Origin of the sequence: Vibrio sp. 10N.239.311.G01, assembly GCF_041465805.1 — a bacterium.
Taxonomy (GTDB): Bacteria; Pseudomonadota; Gammaproteobacteria; order Enterobacterales; family Vibrionaceae; genus Vibrio; species Vibrio crassostreae_C.
Map to the genome: position 1 here is coordinate 13,826 of NZ_JBFSRM010000028.1, position 21,776 is coordinate 35,601.

Annotated in this window: 22 protein-coding genes; 11 read left to right on the forward strand and 11 right to left on the reverse strand. The window is 46.0% G+C overall.

Going from position 1 to position 21,776, the window contains the following annotated elements:
• Positions 1-6 precede the first annotated feature (6 nt).
• From phnL to AB6D06_RS18760, 5 genes are read left to right on the forward strand one after another with little or no spacing between them, the layout of a single operon-like run.
• Positions 7-732, forward strand: a complete 726-nt coding sequence (phnL, locus tag AB6D06_RS18740; RefSeq protein WP_017066703.1) for a phosphonate C-P lyase system protein PhnL — start codon at positions 7-9, stop codon at positions 730-732.
• A gap of 15 nt (positions 733-747) precedes the next feature.
• Positions 748-1,881 (forward strand): alpha-D-ribose 1-methylphosphonate 5-triphosphate diphosphatase, encoded by a 1,134-nt coding sequence (phnM, locus tag AB6D06_RS18745; protein ID WP_017066702.1) that lies wholly within the window; start codon positions 748-750, stop codon positions 1,879-1,881.
• A 3-nt stretch (positions 1,882-1,884) separates the two neighbouring features.
• Positions 1,885-2,541 (forward strand): ribose 1,5-bisphosphokinase, encoded by a 657-nt coding sequence (phnN, locus tag AB6D06_RS18750; RefSeq protein WP_017066701.1) that lies wholly within the window; start codon positions 1,885-1,887, stop codon positions 2,539-2,541.
• Positions 2,538-3,305, forward strand: coding sequence for a phosphonate metabolism protein PhnP (phnP, locus tag AB6D06_RS18755; protein WP_017066700.1), 768 nt, complete (start codon positions 2,538-2,540; stop codon positions 3,303-3,305). Before phnN ends, phnP begins: the two co-directional genes overlap by 4 nt.
• Complete coding sequence (locus tag AB6D06_RS18760; protein WP_017066699.1) at positions 3,302-3,943, forward strand: DapH/DapD/GlmU-related protein; 642 nt, start codon at positions 3,302-3,304, stop codon at positions 3,941-3,943. The genes phnP and AB6D06_RS18760 overlap by 4 nt, the downstream gene beginning before the upstream one ends.
• Positions 3,944-4,051: 108 nt before the next feature.
• On the opposite strand, the gene AB6D06_RS18765 is transcribed toward AB6D06_RS18760, so the two are convergent.
• Entirely contained in the window at positions 4,052-5,386 is a 1,335-nt protein-coding gene (locus tag AB6D06_RS18765) for an MATE family efflux transporter (protein ID WP_372111356.1), read from the reverse strand.
• Positions 5,387-5,648: 262 nt separating this feature from the next.
• On the reverse strand, positions 5,649-6,623 hold the full coding sequence (locus tag AB6D06_RS18770) for an AraC family transcriptional regulator (protein WP_017071579.1): 975 nt from the start codon (positions 6,621-6,623) through the stop codon (positions 5,649-5,651).
• Positions 6,624-6,715: 92 nt separating this feature from the next.
• On the opposite strand from AB6D06_RS18770, the gene AB6D06_RS18775 reads away from it, so the two are divergent.
• Positions 6,716-8,071 carry a serine hydrolase gene (locus tag AB6D06_RS18775; RefSeq protein WP_017060556.1) on the forward strand — a complete coding sequence of 452 codons (1,356 nt, stop codon included), beginning with the start codon at positions 6,716-6,718 and terminating at the stop codon, positions 8,069-8,071.
• A gap of 66 nt (positions 8,072-8,137) precedes the next feature.
• The gene (locus AB6D06_RS18780; protein WP_017060557.1) at positions 8,138-8,929 is read left to right on the forward strand and encodes a hypothetical protein; all 792 of its coding nucleotides are present in this window, start codon (positions 8,138-8,140) and stop codon (positions 8,927-8,929) included.
• Between the two features lie 103 nt (positions 8,930-9,032).
• Here AB6D06_RS18780 and ppsA read toward each other — a convergent pair whose 3' ends face one another.
• The gene (gene ppsA, locus AB6D06_RS18785) at positions 9,033-11,405 is read right to left on the reverse strand and encodes a phosphoenolpyruvate synthase (RefSeq protein WP_050645846.1); all 2,373 of its coding nucleotides are present in this window, start codon (positions 11,403-11,405) and stop codon (positions 9,033-9,035) included.
• 178 nt (positions 11,406-11,583) lie between these two features.
• Between ppsA and AB6D06_RS18790 the strand changes: the two genes are divergently transcribed.
• Positions 11,584-12,417, forward strand: coding sequence for a pyruvate, water dikinase regulatory protein (locus tag AB6D06_RS18790; RefSeq protein WP_017060559.1), 834 nt, complete (start codon positions 11,584-11,586; stop codon positions 12,415-12,417).
• A gap of 159 nt (positions 12,418-12,576) precedes the next feature.
• On the opposite strand, the gene grxB is transcribed toward AB6D06_RS18790, so the two are convergent.
• The 3 genes from grxB to AB6D06_RS18805 form a co-directional block, all read right to left on the reverse strand.
• The gene (gene grxB, locus AB6D06_RS18795) at positions 12,577-13,209 is read right to left on the reverse strand and encodes a glutaredoxin 2 (RefSeq protein WP_372101062.1); all 633 of its coding nucleotides are present in this window, start codon (positions 13,207-13,209) and stop codon (positions 12,577-12,579) included.
• A 347-nt stretch (positions 13,210-13,556) separates the two neighbouring features.
• Positions 13,557-13,715, reverse strand: a complete 159-nt coding sequence (locus AB6D06_RS18800) for a hypothetical protein (RefSeq protein WP_004733064.1) — start codon at positions 13,713-13,715, stop codon at positions 13,557-13,559.
• A gap of 164 nt (positions 13,716-13,879) precedes the next feature.
• A complete protein-coding gene (locus AB6D06_RS18805) occupies positions 13,880-14,860 on the reverse strand; it encodes a Gfo/Idh/MocA family protein (RefSeq protein ID WP_372111362.1) in 981 nt (326 codons plus the stop codon).
• A gap of 219 nt (positions 14,861-15,079) precedes the next feature.
• Between AB6D06_RS18805 and AB6D06_RS18810 the strand changes: the two genes are divergently transcribed.
• The gene (locus tag AB6D06_RS18810) at positions 15,080-15,562 is read left to right on the forward strand and encodes a GNAT family N-acetyltransferase (RefSeq protein WP_017064907.1); all 483 of its coding nucleotides are present in this window, start codon (positions 15,080-15,082) and stop codon (positions 15,560-15,562) included.
• Positions 15,563-15,564: 2 nt separating this feature from the next.
• Positions 15,565-16,338 carry a murein L,D-transpeptidase family protein gene (locus AB6D06_RS18815; RefSeq protein WP_017064906.1) on the forward strand — a complete coding sequence of 258 codons (774 nt, stop codon included), beginning with the start codon at positions 15,565-15,567 and terminating at the stop codon, positions 16,336-16,338.
• Between the two features lie 105 nt (positions 16,339-16,443).
• On the opposite strand, the gene AB6D06_RS18820 is transcribed toward AB6D06_RS18815, so the two are convergent.
• The 3 genes from AB6D06_RS18820 to AB6D06_RS18830 form a co-directional block, all read right to left on the reverse strand.
• A complete protein-coding gene (locus AB6D06_RS18820) occupies positions 16,444-17,181 on the reverse strand; it encodes a sulfite exporter TauE/SafE family protein (RefSeq protein WP_372111365.1) in 738 nt (245 codons plus the stop codon).
• 160 nt (positions 17,182-17,341) lie between these two features.
• On the reverse strand, positions 17,342-18,061 hold the full coding sequence (locus tag AB6D06_RS18825) for a glycerophosphodiester phosphodiesterase family protein (protein ID WP_372111367.1): 720 nt from the start codon (positions 18,059-18,061) through the stop codon (positions 17,342-17,344).
• A gap of 211 nt (positions 18,062-18,272) precedes the next feature.
• Positions 18,273-18,875 (reverse strand): 2OG-Fe(II) oxygenase, encoded by a 603-nt coding sequence (locus AB6D06_RS18830; RefSeq protein WP_017071587.1) that lies wholly within the window; start codon positions 18,873-18,875, stop codon positions 18,273-18,275.
• A gap of 369 nt (positions 18,876-19,244) precedes the next feature.
• Here AB6D06_RS18830 and AB6D06_RS18835 point away from each other — a divergent pair, with 369 nt between their 5' ends.
• Positions 19,245-20,033, forward strand: a complete 789-nt coding sequence (locus AB6D06_RS18835; protein ID WP_017067276.1) for an MBL fold metallo-hydrolase — start codon at positions 19,245-19,247, stop codon at positions 20,031-20,033.
• A 146-nt stretch (positions 20,034-20,179) separates the two neighbouring features.
• Here AB6D06_RS18835 and AB6D06_RS18840 read toward each other — a convergent pair whose 3' ends face one another.
• Positions 20,180-20,608 (reverse strand): RimK/LysX family protein, encoded by a 429-nt coding sequence (locus AB6D06_RS18840; RefSeq protein ID WP_004740039.1) that lies wholly within the window; start codon positions 20,606-20,608, stop codon positions 20,180-20,182.
• 32 nt (positions 20,609-20,640) lie between these two features.
• Positions 20,641-21,546, reverse strand: coding sequence for a 30S ribosomal protein S6--L-glutamate ligase (gene rimK, locus AB6D06_RS18845; RefSeq protein WP_004740040.1), 906 nt, complete (start codon positions 21,544-21,546; stop codon positions 20,641-20,643).
• Positions 21,547-21,776: the final 230 nt, after the last annotated feature.

Here is a 21,776-nt window from a genome sequence, read left to right on the forward strand (position 1 = left end):
GATGACATGAATACCAAATTAACTGTAAACAACGTTAGCAAAACCTTTGTGCTGCACAATCAAAACGGCGTTGAACTACCAGTTCTCACTGGTGCGAACTTCTCAGTAGACAGTGGTGAATGTGTGGTTTTACACGGTCATTCAGGTTCTGGCAAATCAACGCTGTTGCGCGCGCTATATGCCAACTACCTAGTGGACTCTGGCTCAATTAACGTTGTACACCAAGGCAGTACGCTCGATCTTGCGAAGGCAACCCCAAGAGAAATCATCAACGTGCGCAAGCACACCATAGGTTGGGTTAGCCAGTTCTTACGTGTGATTCCACGTATCAGTGCACTGGAAGTGGTCATGCAACCTATGTTGGAAATGGGTGGCTGCGTGCAAGAGGCCGAAGAGCGAGCTAAGTTACTGCTGACTCGCTTAAACGTACCTGAGCATTTGTGGCACTTAGCGCCTGCAACCTTTTCTGGTGGTGAACAGCAGCGTGTGAACATCGCACGTGGTTTTATTGTTGATTACCCAATCCTACTGCTTGATGAGCCAACGGCTTCGCTTGATGCGACCAACAGTGCGGTGGTCGTGAGTTTGATTGAAGAAGCCAAAGCGGGCGGCGCTGCAATCATCGGTATCTTCCATGATGAAGCAACGCGAGATTTGGTCGCTGACCGACTGTATGACGTGAAGCTACAAAAAGACATTTCACCAAAACAACTCACCACAGCGTGTGCGTAAAGGGAGCTGACGCAAATGATTATTACCAACGTAAATCTGGTGCTTGAAAATGAAGTGGTACGTGGCTCGGTTGAGTTGCGAGACGGCGTGATTGCCAACATGTCGGACTCGACAAGCCAACTTCCGGGTGCCTTTGATGGTGAGAATGGCTTCTTGATGCCGGGTTTAATTGAGCTGCATACCGACAATCTAGAGAAGTACTTCACGCCAAGACCAAAGGTAAACTGGCCACCGCTTTCGGCAATGAGCGCTCATGATACTCAGTTGATTGGATCGGGTATCACCACGGTGCTTGATGCGGTTGCTTTAGGTGACTATCGAGATGGCAATCGCCAAGAGAATCTCGACCAGTTTATTAATACCGTGGCAGAAAGCCAGAAGCGTGGTTTAACCCGTGCCGAGCACCGTATTCACTTGCGTTGTGAAGTGCCGCACTCGACCACCGTTGGCTTGTTTGAGCGTTACGTAAATATGCCAGAAGTCCAGTTGGTTTCTTTGATGGATCACGCGCCGGGTCAGCGTCAATTTGTGAACATTGATAAGTACCGTACTTACTATCAGGGCAAGTACAACATGACGGATGCTGAAATGGCGCTCTACGAAAAAGACCAGGTTGCTCAGTCACAGCGCTGGTCGAAACAGAACCGTGACGAGATCACCCGTCAGTGCCGTGATTTGAATATTCCAACCGCAAGCCATGACGATGCAACCAGCGCGCATGTCACGGAATCTAAAGAGTTGGGCATGGTCATCGCAGAGTTCCCAACCACAGTTGAAGCGGCGAAACGTTCTCATGAATTAGGATTGAAGGTAATGATGGGTGCGCCAAACGTGATTCGTGGCGGTTCGCACTCGGGCAACGTCGCAGCGCATGAACTGGCATCTTTGGGCGTGTTGGATATTTTGTCTTCCGATTATTACCCAGTGAGCTTGTTAGACGCGGTATTTACGCTAGTGAATGATGAGCGCAACAACCTCGGTGTAGCACAAGCGGTGCAATTGGCGACATTGAATCCTGCACAAGCTCTTGGCTTAACTGACCGTGGTGTCATCGCGGAAGGTAAGCGTGCTGACTTGGTGCTAGCGCATCGTTTGGATGATCACCAACTGGTATCTCGTGTGTGGCGTGAAGGCAAGAAGGTATTCTAATCCATGTCTAAAGGTTACTCATTTGATGTGAATGGGGTGGTGAACGCTGCTCCTAAAGCTGACAAACCGGGTCAGCTTTATTACGTAATTGGTCCTTCTGGAGCAGGGAAAGATTCAATTATCTCAGCGCTACGAGAGCAGTTTGTTGAAGACTTGGTGGTCGCTCATCGCTACATCACACGTGCGGCCGATGCTGGTGGCGAAAATCACGTAGAGCTCAGTGATGATGAATTCTTCATTCGCTATTCACGCAATATGTTCGCTATGAGTTGGCAAGCGCACGGCATGAGTTATGGCATTGGCCAAGAAGTGTATCAATGGATGGATGCCGGTTTGAGTGTCGTGGTTAATGGCTCACGAGCGTATTTGGATGCGGCAAGAGAGCTGTTTGGCGATCGATTAGTCCCCGTTGTTGTGAGCGTTAACCCCGAGGTGTTAGAAGCACGCTTGCGAGCTCGCGGACGAGAGAGTGAAGCGCAGATAGCCCTTCGCTTACAACGTGCGGCAGATTATTGTATCGATTCAGCATCAGGCTCATCGGCTCTCAATAATACGCTGTGTATTGATAATAGTGGCACGCTTGAACAAAGCATTGCGCAGTTCGCCCGTTTAAAAGAACAAGCTGAAAGGCTCGCAGAGCCCATAGGTGGTGTCGCATGAAGCTAACCATGTTAGGCACAGCCAATAGTGCGATGGTACCGGTTTATGGGTGTGATTGTTCGGTGTGTGGTGCTGCTCTCGAAGACCCAAACTTGAGGCGTGAAAAGTCATCGGCTTACCTTGAACATAATGGCAAGTTTTTACTACTGGATGCCAATGCTCCTGATCTTATGTGCCGTTTTCCTGCGGGCTCGATAGACAAGATCTTATTGACTCATTACCACATGGATCATGTCCATAGTTTGTTTGATCTTCGCTGGGGCGCTGGCGATAAGATCTCGGTGATGTCACCGGATGACCCGCTTGGCTGCGACGATCTTTATAAACACCCAGGTATCTTGGACTTCTCCCAGCGAGCACAAGCATTTAAATCGTTTGATTGGCAGGGAATCACCATCACGCCTCTGCCACTCAATCACTCTAAACTTTGTCTTGGTTATTGCTTGGAGTTTGATGGCAAGCGCTTGGCTTATTTAACCGACACGGTAGGGCTGCCAAAACAAACTGAGCGTTGGCTGAAAGAGTTTCCCGTTGATTGGCTAATTACTGATTGTAATTACCCGCCAATTGAAGACCCTCAAGCTCGAACCAGCCTAAACCACAACGACTTCCACCATATTTTAGACATCGATGAAACTTGTCGCCCCACAAATCTTGGCCTGATTCACGTCAGCCACCACATGCTTGGCTGGGCTGAGCAACATCCACAAGCCTTTTCAGAGCGACTACGCATTCTCAGCGATGGCGAGGAGATAACCCTATGAGCCAACCTCTTTCCCCTACCTTAAACAGCGAACCTAGCATTTCGGATAGCAGTAAACTACACAACGTTGAACTAGGGCGTTGGACTGAAATCGCTGACCGTTGCGTGCTAAATAACGTGAAAGTCGGAGACTACAGCTACATACAAAATGACTGTAACCTGATGTTTACCGAAATAGGTAAATTCACATCAATCGCCGCATCGGTTCGTCTGAATCCGAGCAACCATCCGTGGTGGCGTCCAACGTTGCATCATTTCACTTATCGCCCGGGCAAGTATCAACTAGGTGAAGATCCTACTTCATTGGACGATGAGGTGTTCTCGTGGCGTGAGGAAGACAAAGTACAGGTTGGACACGATGTGTGGATTGGTCACGGCGTGATTGTTCTTCCGGGTATTACGATTGGCAATGGCTCTATCGTTGGCGCGGGTAGCGTGGTGACCAAGGACGTACCGCCATACTCGATTGTGGTTGGTAACCCTGCCAAGGTGCTGCGCCCTCGGTTTGACGACCCTAGCTATGCCGAGCGGCTAGAAAGCCTTGAATGGTGGCATTGGGATGATGAAAAACTCGCGGAGGCTTTGCCACTGTTCCAAAAAGACTGCGGTGAGTTTTTGAGTCATTTTGAGCAAGTTTAAACTCCATATCCTTTAAATCTTAAAACGAAAAAGCAGCCTAAGTGGCTGCTTTTTCGTTTAATAACTTTATAGCGGTTTAGCTGGCAAGCCGTTTAGTTCGCTAACTGATTAATTAGAAAGCTTAGCCTCGACTTGCCCAAGCGCTCGCTGGTACATAAACCATGCGCAAGTGCCGGCAAGTACATTACCTACCATGGCTCCCCAGAATAGACCTTCAATGCCAGCAAACTGCGAGCCAACCCATAGGCAAGGTAAGAAGAAAGCGAACAGGCGCAGTGCTGATATCGTTAAGGCAGTATAAGACTTACCAAGCGCATTCGAGATAGAAACCATCAGCATACAGATACCCAACGGCCCTAAACTGATAGGAACGATAAGTAAGTGGTAGTTCAAAATGGTCGAGACTTCGTCTTCGCTGGTCATGAGATTTGCCAACCCGCCAGAGAACACCCAAGTTACCAGTGCGATCACCAATTGGAATCCTAATACAAACATCACGGCAATCTTCACAAGACTACGTATGTTCCCTAGGTTCTTTTCTCCCAACATTCGGCCAATCATAGGTGGCATCGACATAGTCAGAGCAAGCACTGCAACAATCGAAAAGAACTCAAAACGTGAACCTAGCGCCCAAGCTGCAACGGCTGCTGTGCCGTAGCCTGCAAGCAGTTTGGTGGCGAGCATCGAAGAGACTGGTGGCAGTAGCTGACTGATCATCGCAGGCCCCATGATGTTTCCTATAGAACGAATACTCTTGCCGATATCAAGATCGTGCCAGTCGAATGTCATCCAATGCTTCTTAGTTACCTTAGGAGCAACGATAAAGATACCCGCACCGAACGCCAAGATGGTCGCAATCGCGGCTCCGTTGATGCCCATGTCGAGCGTGAATATGAAAATCGGGTCCAATATCAAGTTGATGATGCTGGTCGCGATCATCATCGAACCGGGCAGCATGGTATTACCATTGGCACGACACACACTGTAGAAAAAGTAGAGCAGTGCGCCTGTCCAAGAGCTTACCAGCCAATAGATCCAGTAATAATCAATGATCGGCAGTACCGTCGGTGGTGCATCGAGGAGTTGTAAAATAGGACCACACAACAGATAGATGATGACCGAGAACAGCGCGACACTCACACTGCCCATCGCAACGACTAATCCGCCGAGCTGTTTGGCATAGCGTATCTCGTTAGCCCCAATAGCTCTCGCGATCACAGCCGTTGTCGCGATGCCTAGTCCGACTTGAATCCCGATAATGATCATCTGAATTGGTAGCGTGAAGCCTTGAACCGCGAGCGGCAGTACGCCTAACTGGCCAATAAAAGCACTGTCTACAAGTTGGAAGCTCATCAGGGAGAGCACCCCAAACAGCATTGGCCATGTCATTGTATAGAGTTGTCGGCCAAGAGAAGGCGAGGGAGTTGCGGTCGTAGAATTCATAACACTCTTATCAGTCTTGAAGGTAGGTTTGTCGTAGTGACAATCCACTCAATGAAGAATTGCGTAAAGGATAACGTAACGTTAGCTCGATACCAATAAATGTCATTAAATCTATCGATATTACCTTTGCACAGTTTCATCGGTATGTGAGCATTGTGCAATGCAACTTTATGCGTTCGCTTATTGAAATTTAAGGTGTCGTATCTTGTTTCTGAGTTTTATATTAGCGGATTGGGTCTAAAGGTTTTCCATTCGACTATTTCTAATGTTTCGCTTTATCCCGATAACTTGGTGGCGTGACTCCAACCCAACCTTTGAATGCACGATTGAAATTACTCAAGTCGCTGTAACCCACTTGCCAACTGATGTCTTGAACAGAAAGGTTGGTCTCTTCAAGTAGCTGTTTTGCTTTAGCTTCCCGAACTTGTTCTTTGGCTTGTTTAAAGAGAATGTTTTTGCTCTTCAGGTTTCTCTGCAGCGTTCGTTTTGTCATGCCGAGCATGGTCGCAAACCACTCAATATTGAACCAAGGTAGAGTCGCATAGGTGTCTATTAATATCTCGACAGCGTGATGCCAATCTTGGGTACTATTTCGTTCTGAAATGGCACGATAATCATCGGGCAGCGGAATCGAGAACGCACCGTATTGCTCTTCAAACTGAATATCAGAATCAAAGAAATGCTTAGGTAATTTACGTGCGCTGTTGTTCTTAGAGACCAACTTGGCGTGTGATGGTTGCCAGCGACTGTCAATGAACTTACGGCATAGGCTAATCACGGTCAGGGCGCGAAACCATTCTGCTTGTTCAAAACCTGAGGTCGATGGGTGATAGCAACTTCGATGACACAGCCACCACAATCCATCGCTTTTTTCCGTCCATATGGTGACGTGATTACTTAAGGTCGATATTTCAGTAATCAAGCAGCGTACCGCTTGCTCGAGAGAAGTGCATTGTTCAATTTTTCGGTCTAGCTCAGGTGACAATTGCTCTAGAGAGGCCTTACGTCCAACCTCAATCCCTATCGAATAGCCAAACTTACGCTCAAGGCCATGAATGAAGCGAATCACGTCTTGTGTAGGAAGCCATTGATTGGATTGTGTCAGTTCAATGGGTAGACCGCACGCAACGGCGACGGTGCGCCAATCCAGTCTATGTTTGTCACAATACTGAATATATGGAGCAATGTTACTGGTCGAAGTGAGCAGTATGCTGGTGGTGTTCGATGATGCTTTCATTGTTTTGTGCCTACCATTAAATGTCATCAAGTGACCTAATTAAGTGTAGCGCATCTCCCTATACTTTTCCTAACCCAAACAGGAGAACAATTATGAAACTTAAACACATTGCCGTTCTAGTATCGTTAGCGACCCCATCATCATTTGCTCTTGCAGCAAACCCAGTTGAAGAAGCTCTGAAAGTTGAAGGTGCTCAAGTTACCTTGACCGTGAAAGAGGCGAGCACAGCATTTACCCCAAGTTTTACTGACTCAGCTCGTGAGTTATTCAATAACTTTCATTGGCAGATGGGCGGCGACCACAGCGTTTACTACAACATGCACATGAGTGAGTTTCTACCAACGGCACTGGCGGCTCCAAACGAAGAGTACAAGCCTTTAGTCAAAAATATCGACCCACGACTCGCTGCACTGAAAGTTGATACTGAAAGCAAAGGTCAGTTGACAATGGATGAGTACTTGGCGGATGAACAGTTCCGTACCCAAGGCTTTATGTTGATTCACAAAGGGGAGATCGTTTACGAAGCTTACCCAGGTATGAAGCCGACAGATACGCACGTTTGGGCATCTACAGCAAAAACGACGGTTGGCACAGTGATCGCAATGTTAGTGGAAGAGGGCAAAGTCGACCCTGAAAAAGAGATCGCTGAGTATGTTTCTGAATTGAAAGGAACGAACTGGGATGGCATCACAGTACACCAAGTTCTGAACATGTCGACCGCGCTAGACAATGAAGAGACATTAGAGTCTATCTTGAACCCAGACTCTGATGTGGTGCGTTTCTTTGCGGCATCGTTTAACTCACCTCGTGCAAAAACGGGTGAAATGGAAACTTGGATGGAAGTGGCTCAAGGTGCACAGAAACTGGAAGGTGAAAAAGCCGGTGACCATTTCCGTTACGCATCTATCAACACCATGGTGCTGACTAAGTTAGTTGAAAACGTTGAGAACAAAACTTGGACTCAAGTATTCGAAGATCGTGTTTGGTCAAAAGTGCACGCACGTCAACCAATGCAATTCAACTTGACGCCAGATGGCATGGCGATCGCGGTTGGCTTGGTTTCATCAACGGTAGAAGACATGGCTCGCTGGGGAACACTATTTACACCTAGCTGGAAAGCGGTGGCTGATGAGCCAGTGGTGTCACAAGCTGTGATTGATCGTATCCGCAACGGCGGTGATCCAAAAGCATTCGTAGGTACTAGCAAAGAGAGCAGTTCACTGCACGCATACAACGAAAAAGCAGACTACAACGCATACCAGTTTGATTTCATTTTCAACGATGGTGCGATGTCGAAAAGCGGCAACCTAGGCCAATTTATTTACATCGATCCGGCGCGTGACTTTGTGGGTGTGATGTTCTCAACCAACCCATACCACTCAGGTTTTGGTGAGAATAAAGGCCCTGCACTAATGCGTTCGGCAGCAAAACTACTTGCTGACAAGTAATCTATTTATTACCTAACAGGATGTTCCAGGCTTCAAGGAGGAAGCAAACGACTTTCGAGAGATATAATGAAAAAGTTTGCTCTATTAATCCCGTTGAGTTTAGGTCTAGCCCTTCCTGCACATGCCGATTCAGATTCCGAACGTGTTATCGATCCTGCTGATGTCACTAAAGTTTATACTCAAGCTGCATTGATGCTGAATGGTAGTTCAGATATCCAATTTCAAGGGCAAGTTTCTGGCGGTTTAGAAAACGGTCAGCAGTTTGCCCTACTGGCCGAAGGGACGTTTGTCGATGAAAGCAACACAGCGCTTCGCGATCCAGACAAATTCGGTACAGAGTACAGCAACTCTAGAATTCAGTACTTCCACGTCTTTGAAACAGGGACGAAAGCTACGCCTAAAGTGGGCCTTTCATTAGATTATATTAATACGCGCAACAGTATTAAAAATGACTTATTGTCGGTTGGCGGTGTTGTTGCGATTAATCCAGCTTATACCGGTGGATTCCTGGTATTTCCAAGAGCAGGACTGATGACTGGTAGTATGGAGATCCCTGGCGTCACTTCATCTAAAGATGATTTAACGGGATACTCGCTTGGTTTGATTACCGCGAAGCATCTCGGTGACTCTGGCGCTTATGTGTCTTTGGTTCCTGAGTGGCAAGATCTTTCTGGTGATGATATCGACATGCAAAACTTCTCATTTAAAACATCGTTAAATGTGCCGATGAACACTGCAAGAACTTGGTGGTTGAATACGCGCTATGACATTACCAAAGCGGATGTTGATGTGAAAGGTGTGCCAATGCCGAATGGTTGGCAAACCGAAGCTTGGGTTGGTGTGAGATACTACTTCTAGCGCTCTAGCCAGCTAATTTGGAAAGAACCTAAAAAAGCCAGTCAACATGACTGGCTTTTGTCGTTAAGGTACCGCGTGAAGCGTTACTTATTTACTTATTTACTTATTTATTAGCAACGTTACCTAGCTTCAACCACGTATCGATAACCGTATCCGGGTTTAGTGAAACAGAGCTGATGCCTTGCTCCATTAACCACTCTGCTAGGTCGTCATGGTCAGATGGGCCTTGGCCACAAATACCCACGTATTTACCCGCTTTGGTTGCCGCATCGATCGCCATTTTCAGCATTGCTTTCACGGCTGGGTTACGCTCATCGAAGAGGTGTGCCACATCGCCTGAATCTCGGTCGAGGCCAAGTGTCAGTTGCGTCATGTCGTTTGAGCCGATAGAGAAGCCATCGAAGTACTTCAAGAACTCATCAGCCAAGATTGCGTTCGATGGTAGCTCACACATCATGATCACTTTCAGACCTTGGTCGCCACGGCGAAGGTCGAATTTAGCCAGAATGTCGATAACCGATGCCGCTTCGCTTGGAGTACGAACGAATGGGATCATGATTTCAACGTTCTTAAGGCCCATTTCGTTGCGAACGCGTTTGATCGCTTGAGTTTCTAGCTCGAAACAGTCTTCGAATACTGGTGAGATGTAACGAGATGCACCACGGAAGCCCAGCATTGGGTTCTCTTCATGCGGTTCAAACGTTTTACCGCCGACTAGGTTGCTGTACTCGTTCGACTTAAAGTCAGACATACGTACGATCACACGCTTAGGCCAGAATGCAGAAGCGATAGTCGCGATGCCTTCTGTTAATTTGCTTACGTAGAAATCGATAGGATCTTTGTAGCCACGAATACGTTCGTTGATTTCCGCTTTTAGCTCATCCGTTTGTGCATCGAAGTTAAGCAGCGCTTTAGGGTGAATACCGATCATCTTGTTGATGATGAATTCTAGACGAGCAAGGCCAACACCTTCGTTCGGGATTTGTGCAAAGTCGAAGGCACGATCTGGGTTACCCACGTTCATCATTACTTTGGTTGGTAGCATTGGTAGCTCATCAACCTCAGAACGTTTGATTTCAAAATCGAGTTCGCCGTTGTAAACGTAGCCTGTTTCGCCTTCTGAACATGACACTGTCACGGTATCGCCATCGTTTAGGCTGCTTGTTGCTGTACCACAACCAACAATCGCTGGGATACCAAGCTCGCGAGCAATGATCGCAGCGTGACAAGTACGGCCACCACGGTTAGTCACAATCGCAGACGCTTTCTTCATCACAGGTTCCCAGTCTGGGTCTGTCATGTCAGTTACCAGCACGTCGCCTTCTTGAACCAGTGACATTTGGTCTAGAGAATCAACCAAGCGAACAGGGCCAGAGCCGATACGCTGACCGATAGCGCGGCCTTCAACCAAGACATCCGCCTTATTGTTTAGCTCGTAACGCTCGATAACGTTTTGATCGCTTTGAGAACATACGGTTTCTGGGCGAGCCTGAACGATGTAAAGCTTGCCGTCGATGCCATCTTTCGCCCACTCAATGTCCATTGGACGTTGGTAGTGCTTCTCGATGATCATCGCTTGTTTTGCTAGCTCTTTGATCTCTTCATCGTTGAGTGAGAACTCGTTACGCTCTTGAGTGTCGGTGTCGATGATATCGACTTGCTTGCCGATTTCTTGATTGGTCGAGTAGATCATCTTGATCAACTTAGAACCAAACGTCTTTTTAACGATTGGGTAGTGACCCGCTTCTAACATTGGCTTGTGAACGTAGAACTCGTCTGGGTTCACTGCGCCCTGTACAACCATTTCACCCAAGCCCCAAGAAGAGGTGATGAATACCACTTGGTCGAAGCCAGACTCAGTATCAAGCGTGAACATCACACCTGAAGAGGCTTTGTCTGAGCGAACCATGCGCTGGATACCCGCAGACAATGAAATGCCACGGTGGTCAAAGCCTTGGTGTACACGGTAAGAGATAGCGCGGTCGTTAAACAGTGACGCGTAAACGTGCTTGGTTGCTTCGAGTACCGCGTCGATGCCTTTCACGTTAAGGAAGGTTTCTTGCTGGCCTGCGAATGAAGCATCTGGAAGGTCTTCTGCGGTTGCAGATGAACGCACAGCTACAGACAATTCTTCGTTGTCTTCGATTAGCTCGCGGTAGTTATCACGGATGTCTTGCTCTAGTGATTCTGGGAAGGGTGCATCTAGAACCCATTGTCGAATCGTTGCACCTGTCTTACGCAGGGCGTCAACGTCTTCAACATCAAGTTCATCAAGTAGTTGGTGAATGCGCTCATCAAGACCTTTGTAATCAAGAAAGTCGTTAAACGCATAAGAGGTGGTAGCAAAACCATTAGGTACAGAAACACCAGCATTGGACAGGTTAGAAACCATCTCGCCCAGTGAGGCGTTCTTACCGCCGACTTTGTCGACATCTTCCATGGATAGGCCATTGAACCATAGGGTATTATTTTGCATTTATTTCTCCAGAAACATAGCAAGCATTGTAGGGATTTAAAGGCAAACGATTACGTATCAGTTTAAAAAAATGTAAATTATTTTCTAAAGCTGTGGGGGACGTAATAGTCAGCAGGGTTTTATTATCTATATTATGGTTACCATCCTACTCAAAATAATTTTAAACATTAAATAAAAAATGCAAATTGATATTCAAAGTCGTGATGTATTCTATGTTTCTGATGGAACGGCCATAACATGTGAGACTTTAGGGCATGTTGTTCTAGGTCAATTCCCTTTTAAAGCCAATGAAAAAACCTTTCCGTTTGTGGAAAGTGAGGACAAACTTTCTGATTTATTAAAAGAGATTGAAATTTCGTATCGTGATACCGGATTAGAACCGCTAGTGTTCTTTTCGATTGTGATACCTGATATCAAAACCAAATTGCTAGAAGCGCCCGCGCACTGTTATGACGTGTTAGAGAGCATCGTGCAGAAAGTACAGGATGACATTCAAATGGCGCCTGTTCCTAAGTTGCAGCGCTCACGCAGTGTAAACAAGGACTCGGTGAAGTATTTCGACCGTATTGCTGCGATTGAGTACACGCTCGCGCATGATGATGGCATCACGCTAAAAGGGCTGGAAGAAGCCGACATCATCTTGTTGGGTGTTTCTCGAAGTGGCAAAACACCAACAAGTTTGTATATGGCGATGCAGTTTGGCTTACGCGTAGCAAACTACCCATTTATCCACGATGACTTGGCACGCTTAAAGCTGTTGCCAGAGTTTGAGATTTACCGACATAAGCTGTTTGGTTTGACCATTGATGCAGAAAGGCTCACTGAAATTCGTGAGAACCGCTTAGCAGGCAGCGAATACGCCAGTGACTCACAATGTTTGTATGAATTGCAAACGGTAGAGGCGATGTTCCGTCGAGAAGCGATACCTTACATCAACACCTCTTCACTATCGGTTGAAGAAATTTCGACACGAATCTTGGAGCGAACAGGTTTGAGAAGGCGTCTGCTGTAAGACAAAGCCTTAGAGAAATAGAATGGCCAGATAAAAGAAAATCGAAGCTCGCAGTTTACACCTGAGAGCTTCGATTTTTTGTTTGTGCTCGTTGTAGTCGCTTGCGAGTCAGAGCTTGTTTTCTTAATCAGAGCTTGCTTTCTTAATCGAGATAGCTTTCTAGCGAAGTAAAGACAGCTTTAGCGTTTCGCTTTTCTTTTCTAACCAGCGTTCAAGTGCTGGTGGCCAACTGATGCTTGGTTCTACGCAAAAGCCACGAAGCATCGAGAAATACACCGCTTGATCGATTAGAGGCAGTGATGACTCACCATTCTCTAGATCCAGTAAGAGTTCGGCATCTTTCAGTAATGGGTTAATCAGTTGAACGAACTGAGGCGTCTTTTCTAACAGTTCTTCAAAGTTAAAACCTTCGGTCTCTTTACTGGCACGCCAAGCTTCTTTGGCTCCAGAAGAGCGATATTCAGCCAAGTCGAGGTTCCACCAACGTGGGCGTCCAATCTGTTGAGTAAGAGGGAATGCGCGAGTTTGGAACACAGTCACTTGCTCAGATGGCACACGCTGCTCATCGCTTGATTTCAAGTCCATGAAGTACGCGATGATATCTAGGCTCTCTGCCATGATAGAGCCATCGTCTTTTTGTAAGACGGGCACCATCTTTTTACCGTTCAGATCGATAAGGGTTTGGGCATCATCATAATCGACAGAAACAAGCTCAATGTTCAAGCCTAGCGATTGAGCAATGTAGGAGACTCTTGCACAGAAAGGGCAGTGGCCGTAAATGTAAAGCTTCATAGCTTCCCTCATTCGGGTCTTTCTTAGTATAAGATGATGCTAATGTACCAGAAACTTTCGCAGACAATAAGCCTTTGTTAACAAGAACTATTCACTGCGATTAAGTGCTCGGGGATATCAAGAGAACGATGGGAATAAGCACTTAGTGTAGAAACTCGTTGCCTAATTCTATTGTCAGTTGAGTGCGGTTTTATTGTAACGAGTAAGCGAATGAGAAAGCTAGTGGGTAAATTACAGGCATAAAAAAGGCTCTGGCTGCTTACTCTAATGCAGAAGAGTGAAGTCAGCCAAAGCCTCAATTTTGTTACCTTTAGTAGAGTGACTACTAAAAGGGCAGAGTGGTTAAACTATGCTTTTTTAAGATCTTGCGCTGGGTAAGTAAGCGTCATTGCGCCTTCTACCGTTGTAACGTGAACGTAGCCGCCACCAGCACTTAGGCCAGTTACTACCATTTCACCTAGTTCAACACCTTTTGTTGCTACAACGCGATCATCAACTGAAAACACTTTACACACCTTCAATAAATTAAATAAATACGATAGATATCGAACGCGGATTTAAACAGATGGGACCTCAATCAACTAATCCGGTTATTTGTCGTAAAGATTAAATTCAGTTATGTATAAATAATTATGTATTAAAAATCAGTTTGTTAACTTACGCTGTGACGTTATTTATCCGCTGGATACACTACACCAACTTGTTGGCGCATCTCTGTAATTAACTTCGTAACCGTTAAAGCGCGCAGTTGGGCCTGCGCTTGTGTTGCGTTGTCGCCAGCAATGCAGCTAGCAAAGGCCTGCGCTTCGTAACTCATGGAGTTTTCGCTTTGTGCTTGAGTAAGGTTTTCTACCGTGCCATCGCGGTAGCGGATCTTAACGTCAGTACATTCAGCGATGTGATCGATGATGATCGCCCCTAATTCACCTTGGATCTCGCTTGGCGCATAAGAGTCGCTGACTTTGGAGTGCGCAAGGGTCACATCAAACTCAGGGTATTGGAAGATCGCACAGCCATGAGCATCGACACCTGAATCAAGTAGCTTTGCAGAAGCCTGTGCGTTTTCAGGTTTGCCAAATAGCGCGACTGTCGCGGCAACACAGTAAAAGCCAATATCGACCAATGAGCCGTTAGAAAAAGCTGGGTTGAAGGTATTTGGGTTCTCGCCGTTTAGGTATTTTTGGTAGCGCGATGAATACTGGCAGTAGTTGATGTGTGCTTTATGTACCTTGCCAATCTTTTCTAACCCAAGTTGAACTTGCTTAAAGTTCGGTAGGAATTGAGATTTATACGCCTCAAACAGCACCACACCGTTTTTCTCAGCGACTTCGAACATGCGTGTTGCTTCATCAATATTTGATGCAACCGGCTTTTCACAGATAACATGCTTGTCGTGTTCCATCATGAAGATAGATTGCTCGCAATGCAGTGAGTTAGGGGAAGCGATGTACACGGCTTCTACAGTGTTGTCATTGGCCAATGCGTCGAGTGAGTCATACGTGGTTTCAACGTCAAATTCTTGGGCGAACTGTGCCGCGCTGTCTAGATTTCGAGAGTAAACCGCAGCAAGTTGCATCGATTGAGATTCGTGCGCAGCTTGAACAAACTTTTGTGTAATCCAATTGGTTCCAATTACAGCAAACTTAATCATATAGGTATCCAGTCGTTAGTCGTCGTTAGTATATTGATTCTGCAGAGATAGTAGCACTCAACGGCTAGCAATGTGCCTGAGATTTACGGAACAATTTCCCTAAACATAGTGCCTAATATTAATGTTCAGCCTTCACAGAGCGTCTGAGTTGACCAGTGTAACGGTGCACAACTAAGCCATTTTTGCTAAGGTGTTATTGAATTCAAACAAGGTGATGATATGCAAATCCGGACGGCCAAGGTAACTGATATTAACGCGATCTTAGCGCTCTCTGAGCAGATAAACCGTCAACATCATCTTGGTGCGCCTATGGTATTTGCACCAGCGTCACAAGGCTTGGCCGACAGTGAAGAGTATTGGTTAGGTTTGATGCTTGACCCACTTGGCGCTTTCTTGGTTGCAGTAGACGACAAGCAAGTCGTTGGCTTTTTAGCGGGTAAGGTAACGCAGAACAAAGGCGTCAGTTTTATTCAGCCGCACAAGGTGGCAAGGGTCAATACGATTGTGGTGAACGATCAGGTTCAGAGCAAAGGTGCTGGTCGAGCGTTAATGAAGTCTTTTAATCAATGGGCGCAGGCGAGAGGAGCGATAGAACTTAGGTTGGAGGTAATGGAGTTTAACCAACAAGCTCAGGGTTTCTATGAGTCGTTAGGAATGGAAACTCAGTCACGAACCATGTCCATGCGTTTTGAGGAGATCTAAAGGTGCGTCTGTTTCTGCCTTTATCACTGTGTTTACTGTTTGTGGCTTCGAACGCGAATGCTGAGCAAGTCGTGGTCGAGAAAATAGTCTCTGACGCGACCGCTATCGAAACCATCGTATTCGAGTCTGCACCGGCTCATTCTCAACGTGTCTCAACGTCTTCATCTAACTCAACCTCTTCCACGAGCTCAAACTCCGAGCATGTGATTATTGTGGATGATGTTCTTAACAGTAGCCCTGATGAAAAGGTAGCTCAGTTTTCTCAAGGGTCATCGAAACGTCCACCTCAAAGTTCCTCTCGACAGTTTTACAACGTACCGGATAGCGCATCTGAGATAGATTCGCTGTCGCAAGTGGTTACGTTAGTTAAAGTCGATAAATCGAAACGTAGGATGTATCTGCTAAAAGGTGAAGAGGTGATTCAGGAGTTTCGTATTGCGCTAGGCAAACAACCGAAAGGGCATAAACGCTTTGAAGGGGACAACCGAACGCCGGAAGGGGAATACCAGCTCGATTATGTGATGGAAGAGTCAGACTTTTATCGTTCAGTACACATAAACTACCCGCAACCTTCGGATATGCAATGGGCGGAGCAAAATGATGTAGACCCTGGAGGGAACATCAAAATCCATGGCATCAAAAACGGCGAGCGTCGTTCGCCGAGCTTTATTCAAAGCTTTGATTGGACGGATGGCTGTATCGCGTTAACCAATCAAGATATGGATGAGTTTCTCCAACTTGTAAAAATGGGTACCCCTATCCATATTGAATGGTAGTCATAGGTACCCACTTTTCTTAATCATTTTCCGTAGTCAATTAGCGCAATCAATTCGCGAAACCAATTCGTAAAAGCAACTTCCAAACTTAACCGCTAAAGCCAGTTACAGTATGACTCGACCTGCACTGAATATTGCAATCACAATCAGCAATGCAATGGTGACTGGCTTGAACTTCGCTCCACCAAATCTCTCGAACAGTTTAGAACCCACATAACCGCCAAGCATGCTGCTTGGTAGAAGCGCGAGAGTCAGCCAAACTACATCGCGGTCGACTAACCCAGCGATAGATGCCGAAACAAATGCAGTGGAATCCGCCAAGACAAAGAAGGCTATCAGTCCGGCTCTAGCAATGTGCGGAGCGACTGGGCTTGCCAATGCATGAGTGCCAATTGGAGGTCCTGACATCGAAGCCGCGCCGTTCATTACACCTGCAAGGCTGCCTAGAATATAGGGAGCAAATCTAGGTTCGCTTTTGTACTGGAAGCCTTTATAGATCATAAGCGCAGACGCAAAAATGAAGGCACTGATGATCAAGATGATCGTGTCTTGGCTAACGGATTTAAGCAGAAGTAGGCCGACTGGTGTGAAGGCCAAACAAGGGATAAACACCTTTAAAACCCAGCGCCAGTTAACGTGCTTTCGAACTTTAGGCAGTAATTGAACATTGCCTAGGAGATCGATCAACATGAAGACGGGAACCAGTTCGAAAACAGGCGCGAATAACGCACTTAATGGCAATGCCACTAAGGTGAAACCGAAACCTGAGAAGCCACGAACAATAGCGGCGAAAATGAAGATTGCACCCAAAATTGGGAAGGTTGGACTAAAAATGAGATCCATAAATTAAGTAACCAATGAAGCTGTCTGTATAGAGCGAGCTAATGAAACCAAGTGAGTAGCGGAATGTACTCCTACTCACTTGTGTTTGCTACCTAATTTTAAGGTTTCCCGAGAGTTAATTTTAAAGTCTCTCGGGGTTGTTTTTGCGGTATTTGTTTGGTCAATTTATAGAGGTAAATTGATTCGGAAAATCAGTGAATACGGCATCTACTTTTGAGATGAATTTGAAGTGAGACGGATCGTTTACTGTGTAGCACCATGTTTGGATGTTTGCTTCACTGAGTGTATCAAGATCGCTCTGATTCACATGCTCGTAGTTCATGTGACAGCTGAACGCTTTAACCTCGTCAATCAACATCAAGTCGGCTTGAGTCAGTTGCTCTGTGATCAGACCTACGCGGTATCTCGGCAGGTGACGAGCCATTTCAGAAACGACTTGATGGCTGAAACTTGAAAGCAGAACTCTGTCGGTGTCTAGATTTGAACGAATCAACTCGGTATGCAGCAAATCAACGACATGAGGCGCTTGATGTCGACTGTCGACTTTGATCTCTAAATTCACGCTGAGATCATGCTGTTCAGCAAGCGCGAGCAACTCTTCCAACGTTAATATTCTTTCACCTGCGAACTGCTCAGACTTCCAACTGCCAAAATCAAGCTGACGCAGTTCTGCAAGGGTGTGTTCATCAACACGGCCCTTGCCATCACTACAGCGCTCGAGAGTGTGGTCGTGGCAAACGACAAGCTCATCATCCTGAGTTTGCTGAATATCGACTTCAATCCATTTCAAGCCAAGTTTAGCGGCTTGTTCAATACTTGCTTTGGTGTTTTCTGGGTGAGTACCCGCTACACCACGGTGACCTACGATGATAGATGACATAATTAATCCTTCTTGAATGCGCATCGTAAATATTTATTAAATATCAGTTTTCCCGAATACGCCAGAGTAATTGCTGGGCAAGAGTCTCTACACAGGATTCGGCTCATAAAAGTGATATTTTCCTCTTAGTACTTTCCTAGCAGTACTAAGAGGAAAAGCCTCTCGAGTGGAGAGGCTTTGGATGAGATGAGGCTTTGACCCGAACCTCGCTTTAGTGTGCGATATCGAGTTGGTTGTCTTTCACGCCGTTAATACGGAACCAACCTGCAATACTGAATCGCTCTGTGTTTGTCGGCAGTACCTCGTGTGGGAACTGTTCAGATAAGAACACAAATAAGCGGCCTGACTTTGGTGGAATGGTCGCGATGTGGTTGTCTTTTAGGTCGTAAACCACAAGTTCACCAGCGTCTTCTTCTGTCCACTCATCATTCATATAGAACACAGTGGTCAGGCGGCGGTTTTCATTGCCCTTGAAACAGTCTAAGTGCTTCTGGTAGAAGTCGCCTTTTTCGTATTTAGCAAAGTGCGCTTCGTACTCGAACAGACCCAAAAAGAACGCTTGGTTTGCCGCTAAACGAATTTGTTCCATTTTGTCTAGGAACAGAGATGCTGGCTGACCCATATCGCGGCGCACCCATTGAATCTTGTCACTACGAATGGTCGACTCTCGCGTTACTTCATCGTTACGGCCAATCCTAGCCTTTTTCCAGTTCTCTGGAATGCAATCCCTCAATGCCACCACTTCTTCTTGAGTTAAGAAGTCATCCCAAACGAAATAACCTTGGGTAGAAAGAGCATCGATTAATTGGTTCATGTATAGCACTCAGACAATAAATTAGAGGCGCATATATAGTCCTAATAACTCAGGCCAACAAATCACATGTTTTGTCGTCACGATAAAACATGTGGAGGCTAAAGTAGCAAGGCCTATAGAGTAAGGTTTACGGCAATGCGGGCATTCGATAATGCTGAAAAATATCGGATGAAATTGATGGCAATCTTTGGAATTTGTTCCTGTGCACTGAGTTGAATTGGAATTGAGTAATTGAGTGAATACCAATAGAAATCTTGATTCGGGTTCTCTATCCGGTTTTAGATTGTTGTCTTTAACAAAATGATCACAATTGAAGTTGAATTTGCTATTGTATAGGTCTGACCAGTTTTTTTATCACAAGGAGCGGTTTTGCAGCTGCATACCATCAAAGGCTATATCCAAGACATGTATCTCGTAGAGTACCCAGATAGGTTGCTGTTACTTGATGGTGCGTGCCGTGCGGATATTCCTCATCTTAGGGCTTTCATTGAAGATGAGCTTGGCCGTGAATTTAGCGACCTACATACTGTGGTTGTTACACACATGCATCCGGACCACGCAGGGGCAGCGCATACGCTCAGAAAGCTGACTAATTGTCATTTGGTGGCAGCAAACAGAGACAAAGATTGGTATCACGGCATCGATGGCATTTTGATGCACCTGACCGACTTAGCGCTTGCTAGGTGGATGGCGAACCGCTTAGGCAAGCCTAAAGCAAACCTATGGTATTCAAGAAAGTTAAAGCCGGACTACAAGCTGTCTGATGGGGATAGTATTCCAGGGTTTGATGATTGGTTGGTTCTTGAAACACCGGGCCATACCGACCGTGATCTCTCGGTCTATTGCCCATCACACAGCGTGGCTTATGTTGCCGATTTAATGGTCGAGGTTAAGAAGAAGCTGATTCCGCCGTTTCCTATCTTTCACCCTAATAAGTATCGAGCGTCTGTATCGCGCATTTATGACATGCAGCTCGATACCTTGCTGGTGGCGCATGGTGGGCAAGTCGATTTCAGTCAGAAGGCTTTTGAACACCTGCTGATGAGTGCCCCAAGAAGGCCTGTTACACATTGGCGAGTGACGAAAATCAAAACCAAGAAATTACTTTTATCGATTGGGCGATTTGGTTTTCAATCTCATGGTAAATCGAAGAAATAGATCAGAAGTCTGAATGCAAAGTCGTGTATTCAGAGCTGAAAGTAGAAATAGAAAAATAGATAGCAATAAGGCCAGTCATGAGACTGGCCTTATATCGTTGTGAGTAGCTTTAGTTATAACCTGTGGAGCGGTTACGATGACTCGGATTAGTGAGTCAGCAGGAATTCACCCGCAGGGTCAACAATCACTTTGTCACTCATGCCTTGACGTCCAAGCAACATCATGTAAGTCATGTCTTGACGGTTGCTTAGCGTGATATCGATCGGCCATTGTTGGCCACCGATTCTTAGCATGGTTTCAATCACGCAACGGTGTTCAACTTCGCCGTTAGATGATTTAATTTTCTTACTTGTTTTCAGTTTCGCCTTGCAGCGCACCGTCTCTTCTAGGTGATAAACGTCTGGGTGAAGGTCGAACTCTACGAATTTCTCACCATTTGATTTAACACATAGTAGATTGTCTACGTGTAGAGAAGAGGTTTTAGCCCCTGTATCAACACGTGTATGTAGTCCAGTTATCCCTAACTCTGGTAAGCAAAGTGCTTCGGTATTCCCTATGATCATTTTATTGTTCATTTTCTTTCCAATCATGAGTTATCGGTATTCAATCAGCCCTTGCCACGAGTACGGTTAGCGTTTGGTTTTGCATTCTTCTCGATGAATTCGAAAATCATGTCTGCTACATCTTTACCCGTTGCTTTCTCGATGCCTTCTAGGCCTGGAGAAGAGTTTACTTCCATTACTACTGGGCCGTTCTTAGATTGTAGGATATCTACACCACATAGGTTTAATCCCATGATTTTCGCTGCATTGATTGCTGTTGCGCGCTCTTCTTTGGTTAGTTTAACCAGCTGAGCAGTGCCGCCACGGTGCAGGTTAGAGCGGAATTCACCTTCACCAGCTTGACGCTTCATTGCAGCAATTACTTTGTTGCCAACAACAAAACAACGGATGTCTGCGCCATTTGCTTCTTCAATGAACTCTTGAACCAAGATGTTCGCTTTTAGGCCCATGAACGCTTCGATAACGCTTTCTGCTGCTTTGTTTGTTTCTGCTAGTACAACGCCGATACCTTGAGTGCCTTCAAGAAGCTTGATCACAAGTGGCGCGCCGCCTACGTTTTTGATCAGGTCTTGAATCTTGTCTGGGCGGCTAGCGAAACCTGTTTTTGGTAAGCCAATACCTTTACGAGACAACAGTTGTAGTGAGCGCAGTTTGTCGCGAGAGCGACTGATTGCTACTGACTCATTGATACAAAAAGTGCCCATCATTTCAAATTGGCGAACAACCGCAGTTCCGTAAAAGGTAATGGAAGCGCCAATACGTGGAATAACAGCATCGTATTGAGGTAGCTCTTCACCCATGTAGCGAATCTTCGGATTGTTACTCGCGATATCTATATCACAGTGCAACGTGTCGATAACATCGACCTGATGACCACGTGCTTCTCCAGCCTGCTTTAGACGAGCGGTAGAGTATAGATTTTCGTTGCGAGAAAGAATTGCGATACGCATGGCGTTTCCTTAGTTAATACCTGATTGGTAACTGCAAATAAATTAGTTGTTAGCTGAGCTTTCAGTTTTTTCTGAGGCTCCTTGCTTGCTTCGGGGCGAACCTTAAGGTTTTTCGTTCAACTAAGAAAACGAATTAAATTTGTCGAGTCGACAACGGAAATTTATCGATTGTGTGAGCTATTGGTACAGCAGGCTTGAGAGGGGAATTGGAATGGAAAAGCGAGTTGAGA